At 69.3% G+C, this 13,918-nt stretch carries 15 protein-coding genes; 8 read left to right on the top strand and 7 right to left on the bottom strand.

Annotated features, from left to right (window positions below; genetic code table 11):
- Nucleotides 1–575 precede the first annotated feature (575 nt).
- Genes DN771_RS09920 through DN771_RS09900 form a run of 5 tightly spaced genes read right to left on the bottom strand, consistent with a single transcriptional unit; the run spans nt 576 to nt 3,950 of the window.
- Entirely contained in the window at nt 576–1,199 is a 624-nt protein-coding gene (locus tag DN771_RS09920) for a transcriptional regulator (protein ID WP_116997197.1), read from the bottom strand.
- An 18-nt stretch (nt 1,200–1,217) separates the two neighbouring features.
- The gene (locus DN771_RS09915) at nt 1,218–1,523 is read right to left on the bottom strand and encodes a putative quinol monooxygenase (protein WP_116997196.1); all 306 of its coding nucleotides are present in this window, start codon (nt 1,521–1,523) and stop codon (nt 1,218–1,220) included.
- A 52-nt stretch (nt 1,524–1,575) separates the two neighbouring features.
- Entirely contained in the window at nt 1,576–2,514 is a 939-nt protein-coding gene (locus DN771_RS09910; RefSeq protein ID WP_227462304.1) for an alpha/beta fold hydrolase, read from the bottom strand.
- A 55-nt stretch (nt 2,515–2,569) separates the two neighbouring features.
- The gene (locus DN771_RS09905) at nt 2,570–3,055 is read right to left on the bottom strand and encodes a nuclear transport factor 2 family protein (protein ID WP_116997195.1); all 486 of its coding nucleotides are present in this window, start codon (nt 3,053–3,055) and stop codon (nt 2,570–2,572) included.
- Nucleotides 3,048–3,950 carry an LLM class flavin-dependent oxidoreductase gene (locus DN771_RS09900; RefSeq protein WP_116997194.1) on the bottom strand — a complete coding sequence of 301 codons (903 nt, stop codon included), beginning with the start codon at nt 3,948–3,950 and terminating at the stop codon, nt 3,048–3,050. The genes DN771_RS09905 and DN771_RS09900 overlap by 8 nt, the downstream gene beginning before the upstream one ends.
- A gap of 88 nt (nt 3,951–4,038) precedes the next feature.
- Between DN771_RS09900 and DN771_RS09895 the strand changes: the two genes are divergently transcribed.
- Nucleotides 4,039–4,836, top strand: a complete 798-nt coding sequence (locus DN771_RS09895) for a hypothetical protein (protein WP_116997193.1) — start codon at nt 4,039–4,041, stop codon at nt 4,834–4,836.
- Here the strand turns inward: DN771_RS09895 and DN771_RS09890 are convergent, their stop codons facing one another.
- Nucleotides 4,837–5,817 carry an ABC transporter substrate-binding protein gene (locus DN771_RS09890; protein WP_116997192.1) on the bottom strand — a complete coding sequence of 327 codons (981 nt, stop codon included), beginning with the start codon at nt 5,815–5,817 and terminating at the stop codon, nt 4,837–4,839. It lies immediately after the preceding gene.
- Between the two features lie 113 nt (nt 5,818–5,930).
- Here DN771_RS09890 and DN771_RS09885 point away from each other — a divergent pair, with 113 nt between their 5' ends.
- A complete protein-coding gene (locus DN771_RS09885) occupies nt 5,931–8,036 on the top strand; it encodes a molybdopterin-containing oxidoreductase family protein (RefSeq protein ID WP_162941761.1) in 2,106 nt (701 codons plus the stop codon).
- On the opposite strand, the gene DN771_RS09880 is transcribed toward DN771_RS09885, so the two are convergent.
- Nucleotides 8,014–8,640 (bottom strand): metallophosphoesterase family protein, encoded by a 627-nt coding sequence (locus tag DN771_RS09880; protein ID WP_116997190.1) that lies wholly within the window; start codon nt 8,638–8,640, stop codon nt 8,014–8,016. The two genes, DN771_RS09885 and DN771_RS09880, sit on opposite strands and share 23 nt — an antisense overlap.
- A gap of 219 nt (nt 8,641–8,859) precedes the next feature.
- Here DN771_RS09880 and DN771_RS09875 point away from each other — a divergent pair, with 219 nt between their 5' ends.
- The 6 genes from DN771_RS09875 to DN771_RS09850 all read left to right on the top strand — a co-directional run bounded on the left by DN771_RS09875 (nt 8,860) and on the right by DN771_RS09850 (nt 13,913).
- Entirely contained in the window at nt 8,860–10,032 is a 1,173-nt protein-coding gene (locus DN771_RS09875) for an ABC transporter substrate-binding protein (protein WP_162941760.1), read from the top strand.
- A 77-nt stretch (nt 10,033–10,109) separates the two neighbouring features.
- A complete protein-coding gene (locus DN771_RS09870) occupies nt 10,110–10,976 on the top strand; it encodes a branched-chain amino acid ABC transporter permease (RefSeq protein ID WP_116997188.1) in 867 nt (288 codons plus the stop codon).
- Nucleotides 10,969–12,012, top strand: coding sequence for a branched-chain amino acid ABC transporter permease (locus tag DN771_RS09865; protein WP_116997187.1), 1,044 nt, complete (start codon nt 10,969–10,971; stop codon nt 12,010–12,012). Before DN771_RS09870 ends, DN771_RS09865 begins: the two co-directional genes overlap by 8 nt.
- Nucleotides 11,982–12,734, top strand: a complete 753-nt coding sequence (locus tag DN771_RS09860; protein ID WP_205528511.1) for an ABC transporter ATP-binding protein — start codon at nt 11,982–11,984, stop codon at nt 12,732–12,734. The genes DN771_RS09865 and DN771_RS09860 overlap by 31 nt, the downstream gene beginning before the upstream one ends.
- Nucleotides 12,718–13,482, top strand: a complete 765-nt coding sequence (locus tag DN771_RS09855) for an ABC transporter ATP-binding protein (protein WP_116997186.1) — start codon at nt 12,718–12,720, stop codon at nt 13,480–13,482. Before DN771_RS09860 ends, DN771_RS09855 begins: the two co-directional genes overlap by 17 nt.
- Nucleotides 13,479–13,913, top strand: coding sequence for a Zn-ribbon domain-containing OB-fold protein (locus DN771_RS09850; RefSeq protein WP_116997185.1), 435 nt, complete (start codon nt 13,479–13,481; stop codon nt 13,911–13,913). Before DN771_RS09855 ends, DN771_RS09850 begins: the two co-directional genes overlap by 4 nt.
- The last annotated feature ends 5 nt before the right edge of the window (nt 13,914–13,918 follow it).

Genomic DNA, 13,918 nt, shown 5'->3' with positions numbered 1-13,918 from the left:
CAGCCGTCTCTCGTTGCGTTTCTGCAACCTCAGCAGTACAGGAATCGCTGTGCTGCGGCACGATTGTCTGCTCCTGAGGCTGGAGTGCCGACGTCGGTCGTCGGGCGCCGGCAGCTTGTCGGTGAGACGGGGCGGTTTGGGTCGCCGGTTGCGGTTGCCGCACTCTGCGTCACCGCCTGCGGGGTCTCGAGGTCGGCGCGGCTCGTCGGGGATGTTTCGGGGGCTGGATCGTGACGGTTTTCGTATCGATCCAGCCCTGGATCACCGAATGGCACGATCGAGCCCCAGATTCTCGACGTCGTCCAGCGTCCACCCGGCCACTGACGTCGATCACCTCGCCGTCGGAGCAGCAGCCGTCACCGGCGAAGTGGACCGACCTGCGGCGAGGCGCGACGGCCCCGGTCGAAGTGCCGACCCAGCGCGCTCCCGGAGGCCCACCCCGTACGCACTTCCACCGTTCAGAACCCACGAACGCGACACGAGCGCCCGAAATCGCGACGAGAGCAGCACAGGAGTGTCGCCGCGTCTCGATCTGACGGGATGTGCCTGGCACATCCCGTCAGGCGGGCGGCGCGTCAGTGGTCGGCGGTCTCGGTGGCGCGGTCGAGGCCGAGGGTCTGCAGGAGATCCTCGTGGAGCTCGAACCACACGGTGTGATAGCTGTCGATGACGAGGCTGGTGAACCACTCGTGCGCTCCGGCGCGAACGCCGTCGAGCGCCCGCCCGAGCCGCGTGCCGTAGTTGCCGAACCGCCCCATCGCCGACGACAGCGCGGCGCAGATCGGCCGCGCCTGCTCGTGCACCGCGTCGAGGCGGTCGAGGACCTTCGCCTCGTACGCCTTGTCACGATGGTCGTTCAGCGTGCCGTCGTCACGCATCTGGTGCGCACTGCACGCGGCGATCAGCTCGTGGTTGACGGCGACGAAGGCGTCGTATGCCTGGCGCACATGGGCGTCCGCGGCGGCCGCGGCGCGCTCGGCGGCGAGCAGGGCCGCGTGGGCCTCGCGCCCGTGCGGGGTCGCGCCCCAGCCGGCGGCTCGACCGGTGTGGTACTCGACGTGGCCCACCGCCGCGAGCTGTTGGAGCAACTGCAGCGCATCGTGGCGCCCGGTGGCGGCGCGCACCGAATCGATCGGCGCCCGGCCCCGGATCCGGGTGACGTGCAGCGTGTGGAACGACGGGTCGGAGACGAACGTCATCGGCCGGACCGTCCGTCGCTATGCGCCCTTGCCGCCGAGCGGCTTGAGGAACGTCAGCTCGGGCCGCCCGCCGAGGAACGGCGCGATCGCCGGGCCGAGCTCGGCGAACCACGACGACCCCATGTGCGACTCGAGGTCGGCCTGCGTCTCGTACATCTCGTACATCCACAAGGTGTCCTCGTCGTCGCGAGCTTCGTGGAGCAGGTAGTAGCGGGTCCCCGCCTCCTGCTCGACGTTGTCGAGCGCCATCTGCAGCGCCTTGGCCAGCTCCGCCCGCTGGCCGGGGGCGGCGGGTACTCGAGCGATCACAGCAACATCAGCCATGGACGCCAAACCTATCAGTCAGTATGTGTGACGGGCGACACGGAGAACCAGGTCACCGCACCTGCGGCGTCGAGTGATCCCAGTCGGCGAGCAACGTCCGGATCGCCGTGAGCAGCACCAGCGGTTCGTCGAGCATCGCGTGGTGGCCGGCCTGCGGAATCTCGATCACCGGGGCGACCCGACCGAGCTTCTCGTACATCGCCTGGCCGATGTCGGGTGTGACCAGACCGTGCTCGGAGCGCAGTAGGGCGTACCGGCAGCGGACCTCGCTGAGGTACGGCAGGGCGAGTGCACGCGTGCCGTTCTCGAAGCCCTCGAAGATCCGGTGGTCGAACTTCCAGCTCCAACCGCCCGCCACCTGCCGCAACGACCACGGACCGATGTAACGGAGGACGTACGTGAGCTCGTTCTTCTGCCGGGGCTCGGGATGGAATCGGGCGAGCGCCTCCTCCCGGGTCGAGTAGACCCGGACCTTGCCGAACGCTCGGCGCGAGCGGTGTGAGCCGACCTCCGGATCGGGTTCAGTGATCGGTGAATCGCACACGATCGCGCCGGCGACATCGTCGGCGTGTAGGGCGGCGGTGACGGTGGTGACGAACCCACCGAAGGAGTGCCCGATGACGACCGGCGGACCGTCGATGCCGGCGTCCGAGGCCGCCGCCATCACCTCGGCCGCGAATCGCTCGAGTGTGTAGCCGTCCTCGCGGAAGTCGCTGTCACCGTGGCCGGACAGGTCGACGGCGACCACGCGGTGAGTGGACGCGAACCGCGAGGCGATGTGGGCCCACCAGTGGGCATGGGCCGCACCGCCGTGGACGAAGACGAGGCCCCGTCGCCCCGGCTCGCCCCACGCCAGGTAGTGGATCGCCACGCCGCCGGACGTGACGAAGTGGTCGCTCGACGGCGTCGACACCGCCCGCTTGAACCAGTTCGGTGCGTCGGGCGCGATCAGCTCGTCGTCGTCGGGGCGGACGATCTGCCGGGGAGACACGCTGCGACCGTAGACGACGTCGATGTCAGGCCGACCGGTCGGAGCGACGGCGCGCTCAGCGTGCGTCGAGACCGCGCTGTCGAGCGATCGGCATGATCCCGGGGTCGCCCCGGCGCCACAACACGGTCAGGCGGACAGCGGTGAGCACCCATCCCGCGGGAGCGCCGGGATCGCGCACCAGGCGGTCGTCGTAGTAGCCGCCGAGCGTGAACCACGAGTCGGGGTCGTCGGCATCGAGCACGTGGTGGGCTTGGATGTACATCCGGCACGTGGCGGCGTCCGCGGCGACTGTCGTGATCGGGTTCGACATCGCGTGCTGCGTGGCGGACAGCCCTGTGAACACGGGCACGAGATTCTGGACCCAGGCGTCGGCCGGCATCGTGGCCGCGGCGACTCCGTTGTACGACTCGAAGTCGATCTCCACGTCGGCGGCGAAGATCGAGCGGTAGAGGATCCAGTCACGGGTGTCGATGCCGACGGCGTAGCGGTACACGGTCTCGGCCACGTCGAGCCGGTCGGGGTGGACCGTTCGATCAGTCATGGCCGATGTCCTGCAGGATTGCGGCCACGTTGGCCAGTGATCCCGGCGCCAGCTCCGTGAGCTGCACACGCCCGATGCCGATCTCGGACAGGGCGACGACGTTGTCGATCACCTTGCGTGGCTCGCCGGCGAAGCGCCCCACCAGGTTCGAGCCGAAGCGCCCGGCGACGGCGTCGACCTGCGGGCCGTCGCCCGCAGCGATCATGAGGAACAGCCCGATGTCGATGTCAGGTCGCACCTCGCGGACCGCGGCGACCATGGCCGCGAGCTCATCGATGGTGACGCTCGCCAGAGCCGCCATGTCGAGCTGCCCGCCACGCGTCGTGCGGCCGAACTTGAGCTCGACGCGGTCGACGATCGGTGTGATGTGACGGATCGTCCACGGTCCGCCGACAGACGCCACCAGGGGGATCTCGGGGTGCCGGAGCGGCGGGAGCTCAGGAGTGTCGAACGTGTAGTGGTCGCCGCGGAAGGAGCAGGCCCCGGTCGTGAGGAGCTCCCGGACGATCAGGAGCGCTTCGCGGTACCGCCGGGCCCGGTCGGGTCCGCTGGGGTAGCGCTGGCCCGTCGCCACGAGCTCCTGCTCGGTCCAGCCGGCGCCGAGCCCGGCCTCGTAGCGGCCGCCCGCAGCACCGTGGAGCGTGACGCTCGCCTGGACGAACTCGAACGGCGACCGGAGCAGGTTGTTGGCGAACGACGGCAGCACGCTCACCCGGCTCGTCGTCGCAGCCATCGTGGCCAGCGCCACCCACAGATGCGGGTACGCGGCGCTCATCCAGTAGTGGTCGGAGCACGCCACGCCGTCGAACCCGGCGTCCTCGGCCATGCGGGCGAAGCCGGCGGGATCGGCGGTGGCGGGAAGATTGGCGATCAGCTCGACGCCGTGGACGGGCATACGGGCAAAGTAACCGATCGGTCAATATGGCAGAGGATCGAACGTTTCACGGTGGAAACTCCGGGACTCGAGTGCTACGAACGTTCCCATGCCACGATCCCGCGCCATCGCCACACTCTCCGTCCTCGTCGCTACCGGATTGGCCACGGGCCTCGGTGTCGCCTCCGTCTCGGCGTCGACCGACGTGCCGCCCGCCGCCGCCGTCGCCGGCCCCACGGCTGAAGGCCCCGGATCCGCGTCGGCGGAGGACGCCGTCACGGAGTACCTGTCGGCCTTGGCCGCAGGTGACCTCGCCGGCGCCACGGCCGCGTTCGCCGTCGAGACGTTCGTCGAGCACTACGACTTCGAGGCCGCCATCGAGTGGCAGCGGTTCTACCAGTCGTACGGGATCGGCATCCCGCTGCCGTCGGGGGATCCGCTGAACACGGCGTTCAACGTCGAGCAGCGCCGGGCCACCGTCGTCAACCAGATCCTCAACCAGTACTTCGCCCTGCTCAACCCCGAGCTCGACCGCACGCAAGGCCAGATGGTGGACGACGCCGCCGAGTTCACGGAGTCGCTCTCGGCCGCGATGTCGTCCGGCTCGCTGGCCGGACTGGCCGACTTCGAGTTCGTGGCCCTCGAGGACATCGACGCCGATGCCGCCGAGCTCTACACGGGGCCCGATGTCAAACAGCGTGACGAGCGCAACGCCGTGCTCGGCGCCGACGAGTCGCTCGCCGTCGCCGTCCGCACCACGGCCGCAGGTGATGAGGTCACGCTGGTGTTCGATGCCGTGCGCTACGGCGACTCGTGGTGGCTCGAATCGCTCGGCGGCCGTTTCGCCCTCCTGCTCAACGTCGATGTGACGAGCGGCGGCGTCATGCGTGACGACGCCGCCGCCTGATCACGACGCAGCGGCCTCCAGGGCGGGCATGACGGCGTCGATGCCGTACGACAGCGACAGTGCGCTGGGCACGTTCAGCGCCGTCGCCCCGGCGTAGTCGAGCAGGATGTAGGCGTCGTCCTGCACAGCGGGCAGCTGGTCGAACCCCGTGATGTCGGAGGTGTCGGCGCCGTTGGTGAGCATGATCAGCACGTCGGAGTCGAGCAGGCTGATCTGCTCGAAGCTGATCTCGTAGCGGCCGCCGGCCGGCGCCTCGCCGCCCACCAGACTCTCGGGGAGCTCGAGCCCGAGCGCCAGGAAAAAGGCGATCGCCCCGTCGGCCGGATCGGTGAGGACATAGATCTGATCGCCCGGCAGGTAGTTGGCGAAGGCGAAGGTCTTGCCGGCGAGGCCGGGGAGCTCGGTGGCGACACCGGCGATCTGCTGCTCGACCTCGTCGATGAGCTGGGCCGCGTGCTCCTCCTCGCCGAGGATCTGACCGGCGGCGGCGGTGATGTCCTGCCACGGGTCGACGACAGCGTCGGAGAGCGACGTGATCGTCGGCGCGATCGCAGCCAGGCTGTCGTACATCCCCTCATCCTCGGCTCGCCACGAGATGACGATGAGATCCGGCTCGAGCGCGGCGACCTGCTCGTAGGAGATCGAATCGGTGAACTCGAGACGGGCGCTGTCGGCGAGCGAGTCGCCGAGCCACGGGTAGACGTCGCCGTCGTAGTAGGTGTCGGCGAGGTATCCGACGGGCAGCGCGCCGAGGGCGACGAGGGTGTCGGTCCACTGGCCGTCGAGCGAGACGATGCGCTCCGGGCGTTCGCTGATCTCGGTGGAGCCGTACCGATGCTCGATCGTCACGGGCGTGAACGAGTCCGCTGCCGTCGCGTCGGCCGCCGTGCCGTCGGTGGGCGGCGCCGAGGCGGCAACGGGAGTCGTCCACGCTGCGGCGCCGAGCAGGGCAGCGATGAGTGTGAGTCGTCCGAATCGCATGTTCGGCAACCCTAACGACCAGTCGATGGCTCGTCCAACTACGTCACGCCGGACTCGACAGTTATCTAGTGATGCTAGGGTACGTGCCGTTCGCCGGAAGGGGAGACGGAAACATGTCGGAGACAGCCACCGTTCGACGCGAGACGTTCTGCCGGGTGTGTGAGCCGGCGTGCGGTCTGATCGCGACCGTCGAGGAGGGCCGGCTGGTGAAGCTCGAACCCGATCGTGATCACCCGGTGACGCAGGGCTTTGCCTGCCCGAAGGGGCTGGCGGGCGCGGAGATCCACAACGATCCCGACCGCCTCGACCACCCCTACCAGCGGGTGAACGGCGAGCTCGTCCGACGGACGTGGGACGAGTCGATCTCGGCCGTCGCGGCCAAGGTCCGTGAGATCGTCGATCGCTTCGGCCCCGACGCAGTCGCCACGTATGCCGGGAACCCATCGGGCTTCAACAGCCTCCTCGGGACCGGGGTGCCCGACGCCCTGCGACGCCTCGGCGTGCGGCGCTACTTCAACGCCGGCACGCAGGACTGCGTCAACAAGTACGCCGGCAGCAACGCGGTGTTCGGGTCGAGCTACCTGCAGCCCATCCCCGATGTCGACCACACCGACTTCCTGTTGCTGATCGGATCGAACTGGCGGGCCTCGAAGGCCAGCTTCGTGTCGCTGCCGGCGCCGTACAAGCGGCTGATGGAGGTCGCCGCCCGTGGCGGCCGGGTCGTGTTCGTGAACCCGCGCATCACCGAGTCCTCCGACGAGCGCACTGGTCCGACGATCCAGATCCGGCCCGACACCGACGTGTACCTGCTGGCCGCCATGCTCCACGAGATCGACCGCAGCGTCGGGTTCGACCGCGTCGCGCAGTCCCATGGCAAGCACGTCGCCGAGCTCCGCGAGTGCATCGCCGACTACCCGCCCGAGCGCGTCGCCGAGATCTGTGGGGTGGCGGCGCCCGACATCGCCGCCCTCGCTCGGGACTTCGCCGCGGCGCCGTCGGCCGCGGTGCACATGTCCACCGGGGTCAACCAGGGACGCCAGGGCACGCTGGCGTACTGGCTCGTCCACATGCTCGCGTTCGTCACCGGCAACCTCGACCGCCCCGGCGGCAACGTCTTCGCCCCCGGCTACTACGACATGGGCGCCAAGGGCCGAAGCGACTACGCGGCCGGGTTCGTCGACGGTGACTTCGGACGGATGCGAGCGGGGGAGATCCCTGGCGGGCTGCTTCCGCACTACATCCTCGACGCCGACGAGCCGGTCCGCGCCCTGTTCGTCACGAGCGGCAACCCGCTGCTGTCGCTGCCCGGCGAGGAGGTGCTGCGCAAGGCGTTCGAGGCGCTCGAGCTGCTGGTCGTCGTCGACATCTACCCCAACGCCACGTCCGAGTACGCCGACTGGCTGCTGCCGGCCACCGATCAGTTCGAACGCGGCGACCTCGGCGTGTCCGGCAACACGATGCAGCTCCACCCGTGGGTGCAGTTCACCCCTCCGGTGGCCGAGCCGCAGCACGAGCGCCGCGAGGAGTGGTGGATCTACGCCCGCCTGGCGCAGGAGCTCGGTGTGAAGTCGCTCTTGGACGAGGACGATCCGGAGGAGGCGAAGTGGGCGCGGCTCGACCACATGCTGAGCGGCGGTGGCATCACCCGCCAGGAGCTCCTGGCCAGCCCCCGTGGTCTCCCGCTCGGCAAGCGGCTCGAGTACGGCCGGTTCCTGTCCGAGCGCATCCAGACCCCCGACGGCAAGGTGGACTGCTGCCCCGAGGCGTTCGGCCCGGCGCTCGGCCGTTGTGCTGAGATCTTCGCCGCGATGGTCGCCGAACCGCCTGATCAGCTGCGGTTGATCAGCCGGCGGGACTCCCGGATGCACAACTCCTGGTACGCCAACGTGCCGGGCATGAAGCGGGGCGACCGGACCGAGAACCGGCTCGCCATGCACCCCGTCGATGCCGCCGAGCGGGGGCTCGCCGAGAGGACTCGGGCGGTGGTCGCATCGGCATGGGGTGAGCTCGAGGTCACGGTCGAGCTCGATGACGCGGTTCGACCCGGCGTCGTGTCGATGGAGCACGGCTGGGGCGTGCAGCCCGGGCTGCGGCTCGCGCGGGAGAAGCCAGGGGTGAACGTCAACGTCTTGATGCCGCACGGTCCCGACAGCTTCGAAGCGCTGTCGAATCAGCAGCACATGACCGGCGTGGCGGTCAGCGTTCGTCCAGTCGACTGATCTCGCCGTCGGGTCCGACGAACGCGTAATGGGTCACCGCCGGACGGCCGTCCCCGGAGCCCGTGGTGTCGAGCACGGCGAACGTGAGGAGATCGCCGAGGCCGGGCGCGTCCGCCCGCCCGACGGAGCCCGGGTTGACGACGAGAGTCGTGCCCATCTGCGTGGCGAAGGGCTGATGAGCGTGGCCGACCACGAGCACGTCGGCGTCGAGATCGGCCGCCGGACCGAGCGAGGCAGCTGACGGGCTGAGGTACTGGTCGAGCGGCGGCCACGGACTGGCATGGACCACCAGGATGCGCACCCGGTCGCCAAGGACCTCGGCACGACTCGGACGTTCGGCGACCCACGCCAGCAGGTCGGGTTCGACGTGCTCGGCGGCCCGCGCCCGGGCTCCGGCGGGCGAGAGCAGGGAACGCTCGTGATTGCCGAGCACGTACGTGGCGCCGAGTTCGCGCAGTGTCGTGACGGTCTCGTTGGAGAACCGGTGGTCGGAGAAGGCGTCGCCGGCGAAGATCAGGTCGTCCACCCGATCGCTGAGCCAGCTCGCCGCGTGGCGTAGGGCGGCGTGGTTCCCGTGGGCATCCGACAGCAGTCCGAACCTCATGGTGCCCCCTTTTTCTCACGACCCTAGGTTTCTTCTTGACAATGTCTAACGACCCTAGAATACTCGCCTTGACGATGTTCGGGGGAACCGCTCTCCCGGGCGACATTCACGGTTCAACGACCTCACAGGGGGACTCTCATGACTCGCGCTTCTGGTTCGACGCGGCCTCGTCGCCGTCGGGTGGGCCATCGGTTGCTCGGTGCCGCGGCGGTGGCAGCCGTGTCGCTGGCGGCCGCGACGGCCGGCATCGGCCACGCATCGGCGGAGGCCGAGACGCTGAAGATCGGCGCGATCTTCTCGCTCTCGGGCACCGTGGCTCCCTTCTCCGAAGGGGGCGTCCACGCCGTCGAGCTCGCCGTCCAGCAGATCAACGCGGCGGGCGGCTTCACCGTCGGCGACACCACGTACGAGCTCGAGCTGGTCATGCTCGACGACCGCAGCGACCCCGCTGTCGCCACGGCATCGGCCACCCAGCTGCTCGAGGACGAGGGCGTGAACATCATCCTCGGACCCGTCACCAGCGTCACCGCCCCCGCCGTGGCCGAGTACGCGGTGCCGCGCGGCGCCATCATGTTCTCCGGTTCGACCGCCCTCGTGCCGATGCTGCTCGACGGGGGAGCTCCCACGCTGTTCAACACCAGTGGTGACCAGGCGACGATCGCCGCCTACATGGCCGCTGCCCTGGAGCGCGGCTACCCGGACGCCACGCGGGTCGCGGCCATCTACGACGACGGTGGCATCGGGACCTTCATGGGCCCGAACTTCGCCACGGCCGCCGAGGAGCTCGGTCTCGAGCTCGTCGCCGAGGAGGTCTACCCGGCCGACGAGACGGACTTCGCCTCGATCCTCACGACGGTCAAGGATGCCGAGCCCGAGGTGGTGTTCGTGTGCTGCACGTCGACGGCCAATGCCAACATCGCCAAGCAGGCCATCGAGCTCGGCGCGGCCCCCGCGTTCATGTCATGGGGTGGCTCGCTGCGACCGGCGACGAGCACGGCGATCGGTGAGCCGATCGAACAGCCGTGGGTCGTGGTGAGCATGCCGGGCATCATGGAGGCGCTGGAGGACGGCACGCTCGTCGCTCCCCGTGACGGCCAGCTCGCCTACCTCGACGACGTGGTGAACGTCCTCGGTGAGGAGATCTCCGTCGACGAAGGCGGCGCCCTGTACTTCTACGACTACGTCTTCCTGCTCGTCCAGGCGCTCCAGGACGCCGGGTCGGTCGACGACACCGAGGCGATCGCCGCGGCGATCAACGCGATCGAGTTCGACGGCCCGACGATGGGACCGATCTCCTACAACGAGTTCAACATCGCCCAGATCACCGCCGACTACTGCAAGGTCGAGGCCGGCGTCCCGACCTGCGAGACGCTCGACAAGCCCGAGAGCTGACCGTCGCCAGGGATCGTGGCCGGGCAGCGCCCGCCCGGCCACGACCCCGGCGTCTCCGGAGATCGAGAGACCCGACCATGCAGACCTTCTTGCAGCAGCTGGCGAACGGCCTCGTCAACGGCAGCGTGTACGCGCTGATCGCGATCGGGGTCACGCTCGTCTACGGACTGACCAACCTGATCAACTTCGCCCACGGCCAGCTCGTGACCGTCGGCGCCTTCGCCGCCTGGTCGGCCGTCAGCTCCGGCATCCCGTTCTTCCTCGCCGTGCTCATCGCCGCATCGGTGGGTGGTGGGGCGAGCCTGGCCATGGAGCGCGGCGGCTTCCGGTTCACCGCGGCCAATCCGATCAACGGCTTCATCCTGTCGCTCGGCCTGATCTTCGTCATCGAGGGCCTGATGGTCGAGCGCTACGGCGACTCGCTCCATCGCATCGACGTGCCCATCGACGGCGTGCTCGAGGTCGGCGGGGTGCAGATCAGCTACCAACGCCTCGTCGTGGTCGCCGTCGCGGCCATGCTGACGGTGGCCCTGATGCTGGTGCTGCGCCGTACCAGGGTCGGTCGGGCGACGCGGGCCTACGCCGAGGACCCGCAGACGACGGCGCTGATGGGTGTCAACACCAAGGTCTTGATCATGGGGGTGTTCCTCGTCGGCGGGGCCCTGGCCGGCGCCGCCGGAGCCCTCCTGCTGAGCCTGTTCGGCGCGACCGTCACGCTCGGTGCCGGATTCGTCGTCAAGGCGTTCGTCGTCTCACTCATCGGCGGTCTCGGCAGCGTCGAGGGAGCCGCCCTCGCCGCCCTTGCCGTCGGTCTCGCCGAGACGTTCGGCGGTGCCTACATCTCGTCGCGGTGGACCGACTTCTTCGGCTACGTGCTGGTGATCCTCATCATGCTCGTCCGGCCGTCCGGTCTGTTCAAGGGCTCGGAGGGCGCACATGTCTGACACGACCGTGTCGGGCACGAGGCTCACCGCCCCGGCACGTGGAGCCGAAACCGCGACGCCGTCTCCGGCGTCTGCGAAACGCGTCGGTCGCATGCGCGCCTATGTCCCCGTGCTCGTGACGATGGCGGTGCTCACGCTGCTGCCCCATGTGGGGCTGTCGAACCGTCACGTCCACCTCGCGGTGATCTGCCTCATCTGGACGATGGCCGCGTACGGACTGTTCGTCCCCTATGCGTTCGCCGGCCAGATGACCGTCGCCATCGTCACCGCCTGGGGTGTCGGTGCCTTCACCACCGGCATCTTCGTCAAGTACTGGGACTGGCCGTTCCTCGGCTGCCTGGGTCTGGCGATCGTGTTCTCGTTCGCCGCCGGCGCCCTGATGGCCATGCCGATCCTGCGCACGAAGGGCCACTACTTCGTCATCGTCACGTTCGTCATCGCCGAGGCGGTCACCGTGGTCGCCAACAACTGGAGTGTGACGGCGGGCCGCGGTGGGAGCGGCATGTCGATCCCCAAGCAGATCGACATCTTCGGCGTCGAGTTCGCGAGCCGCACGAGCGTCTTCTACCTCTGTCTCGGCGTGGTGGCCGTGATGGCGCTCGGCGTCGTCTGGTTGCGCGGGTCGGACCTCGGCAAGCTGTTCGTGTCCATCCGCGAGAACGAGGAGCTGGCGCGCTCGATCGGCATCGAGACCACGTGGCTGAAGATCTTCAGCCTCGCCATCGGAGCCTCCCTCGCAGGTATCGCCGGCGTGTTCTACGCCTTCTACCTGTCCCACATCGACATCCACGGGTTCGGCGTCAACCAGGCGATCACGCTCATCCTCATCGTCGTGATCGGCGGTCGTCAGTCGATTCTCGGCCCGGTCGTCGGCGCCGCCGTGGCGTACTACCTGCCCGAGATCATCAAGCTCGACCCCAACAGGGTGCTCATCGCCTACGGCGCGGCGCTGTGCGTGATGGTCATCGTCCTGCCGACCGGCATCCTCGGCGGCATCGAAGCGGGATGGCGCAAGCTCACCAGGCGGGGCTCGTGATGCTCACGGTGCGTGGCCTGTCCAAGTCCTTCGGACAGGTGCGGGCGCTCCAGGACGTCGACCTCGACGTGAGCGAAGGCGAGCGTCTGGCGCTGATCGGTCCCAACGGTTCGGGTAAGACGACGCTGTTCAACGCGGTGTCCGGGGCGATGCGCCCGACGGGCGGTTCGGTGCGATTCCTCGATGCCGACATCACCAGGCTGACGATGGAGCAGACCGCTCGCCGCGGTCTCGTCCGCACGTTCCAGCACGACGCCGTCTTCCCCGGCCTGCGGGTCGAGCAGAACCTCGAGCTGCCGCTGATCCGCCGGGCCGGGGCGGCGACGGAACTGCCGGCCGACGTCCCCAGCCTGCTCGATCTCGCCGGGCTGTCCGGTCAGGCGGCGTCCCCGGCGAAGTCGCTTCCCTACGGCAACCGCCGGCGGCTCGGCATCGCCATCGCGGTGGCGCTGAACCCGCGACTGCTGATGCTCGACGAGCCGGCCGCCGGCCTCAACGAGCGCGAGACGCACGAGCTGCTCGAGATGCTCGAACGCCTCAGTGCGCTCGGTGTGACGCTCGTGGTGATCGAGCACGACATGCCGTTCATCGCGGCCCTGTGCGAGCGCGCCGTCGTCCTCAACACCGGGTCGGTGATCGCCACCGGCACCCCGGCCGAGGTCCGGCGCGACCCGGGCGTGATCGAGGCGTATCTAGGAGGCTCGCTTGTTGGCGCTCACTGACCTGCACGTCTACTACGGCGACGCCCATGTGCTGCACGGCATCGACCTGACGGTCGCGGCCGGCGAGTCGGTGTGCGTCATGGGTCCCAACGGGGCCGGCAAGTCCACGCTGCTCAAAGCGATCGCCGGCGCGGTCGCGCCCCGCACCGGCACGATCACCCTGGATGGGGACCGCATCAGCGGGCGCGGCGAACGCTGCGCCGTCGCCGCCGGCATCTCCCTGGTGCCGGAAGGCCGGCACATCTTCCAGGCGATGACGATCGAGGACAACCTCCGCATCGGCGCCCACTCCCGCTCGGGCAAGGCGGCTATCGAGCAGGACATCGCCCTGATGTACGACATCTTCCCCATCCTCGGTGAGCGGCGGCGTCATCTCGGCAAGGCGATGAGCGGCGGCCAGCAGCAGATGCTGGCGATCGCCCGCGGGCTGATGTCCCGCCCGCGGCTGCTGTTGCTCGACGAGCCGTCCCTCGGCCTCGCGCCGATCGTGGTCAACGAGCTTCCCGGCGTGCTCCGGCGCGTCCGCGAGCTGTTCGAGGTCGCCGTGCTCGTCGTCGAGCAGAACGCCTCGCTCGCCCTCGCGGTCGCCAGCCGGGGCGTCATCATGGAGACCGGCCGGATCCACATCGCCGGCACCGCCGACGAGCTGCGCGCCGTCGTCGCCCGCGACGGGCTGTTCGCCGCGAGCGGCGGCGACGAACGGATCCCCGCGTCGAGCGGACATCACGCAAAGGGCGGCACGGAATGACCCCCGAGGCGGCTCGCCAGTTGGCCGCGACCGGCGTCGACGCGCAGTTCTGGAGCGGCCTCGGTGACGGCGCCGTCCGGCTGCCGCAGTGCCCCGAATGCGACCGCTGGGTGTGGCCGGCGCAGCCGTCATGCCCCGGCTGTCTCCATGCCGAACTCGCCTGGCGCGACGTCGAGCCGGTCGGCGTCGTGTACTCGTGGACCCGCACGTGGTACCCGTTCGTGGCCGTCCGGGCCGCGGACCTGCCCTACGTCGTCGTGCTCGTCGAGCTGCCAGCGGCGGGGAACGTGCGCGTCCTCGGCGTCTACGCCGGCGACAGCGCCGACGAACTGGTGGTCGGTGAGCCGGTCCGCGGCCAGATCCTCGCCCCGTCCGATCGAACGTATGGGCTCCCGTCGCTCACCTGGGCACGCGGGGCCCCGGCCGGTTGACCGCC

The sequence above is a fragment of the Desertimonas flava genome (assembly GCF_003426815.1).
Lineage (GTDB): Bacteria > Actinomycetota > Acidimicrobiia > Acidimicrobiales > Ilumatobacteraceae > Desertimonas > Desertimonas flava.
This window is presented reverse-complemented; position numbering and strand designations above follow the sequence as displayed.

What these genes read in the sequence shown, in the direction of transcription:
- DN771_RS09850 (WP_116997185.1), top strand. Translation starts at nt 13,479, where the DNA reads ATGACCCCCGAGGCGGCTCGCCAGTTGGCCGCGACCGGCGTCGACGCG.
- DN771_RS09870 (WP_116997188.1), top strand. Translation starts at nt 10,110, where the DNA reads ATGCAGACCTTCTTGCAGCAGCTGGCGAACGGCCTCGTCAACGGCAGC.
- DN771_RS09885 (WP_162941761.1), top strand. Translation starts at nt 5,931, where the DNA reads ATGTCGGAGACAGCCACCGTTCGACGCGAGACGTTCTGCCGGGTGTGT.
- DN771_RS09895 (WP_116997193.1), top strand. Translation starts at nt 4,039, where the DNA reads ATGCCACGATCCCGCGCCATCGCCACACTCTCCGTCCTCGTCGCTACC.
- DN771_RS09890 (WP_116997192.1), bottom strand. Translation starts at nt 5,817, where the DNA reads ATGCGATTCGGACGACTCACACTCATCGCTGCCCTGCTCGGCGCCGCA.
- DN771_RS09900 (WP_116997194.1), bottom strand. Translation starts at nt 3,950, where the DNA reads ATGCCCGTCCACGGCGTCGAGCTGATCGCCAATCTTCCCGCCACCGCC.
- DN771_RS09905 (WP_116997195.1), bottom strand. Translation starts at nt 3,055, where the DNA reads ATGACTGATCGAACGGTCCACCCCGACCGGCTCGACGTGGCCGAGACC.
- DN771_RS09865 (WP_116997187.1), top strand. Translation starts at nt 10,969, where the DNA reads ATGTCTGACACGACCGTGTCGGGCACGAGGCTCACCGCCCCGGCACGT.
- DN771_RS09920 (WP_116997197.1), bottom strand. Translation starts at nt 1,199, where the DNA reads ATGACGTTCGTCTCCGACCCGTCGTTCCACACGCTGCACGTCACCCGG.
- DN771_RS09860 (WP_205528511.1), top strand. Translation starts at nt 11,982, where the DNA reads ATGGCGCAAGCTCACCAGGCGGGGCTCGTGATGCTCACGGTGCGTGGC.
- DN771_RS09915 (WP_116997196.1), bottom strand. Translation starts at nt 1,523, where the DNA reads ATGGCTGATGTTGCTGTGATCGCTCGAGTACCCGCCGCCCCCGGCCAG.
- DN771_RS09880 (WP_116997190.1), bottom strand. Translation starts at nt 8,640, where the DNA reads ATGAGGTTCGGACTGCTGTCGGATGCCCACGGGAACCACGCCGCCCTA.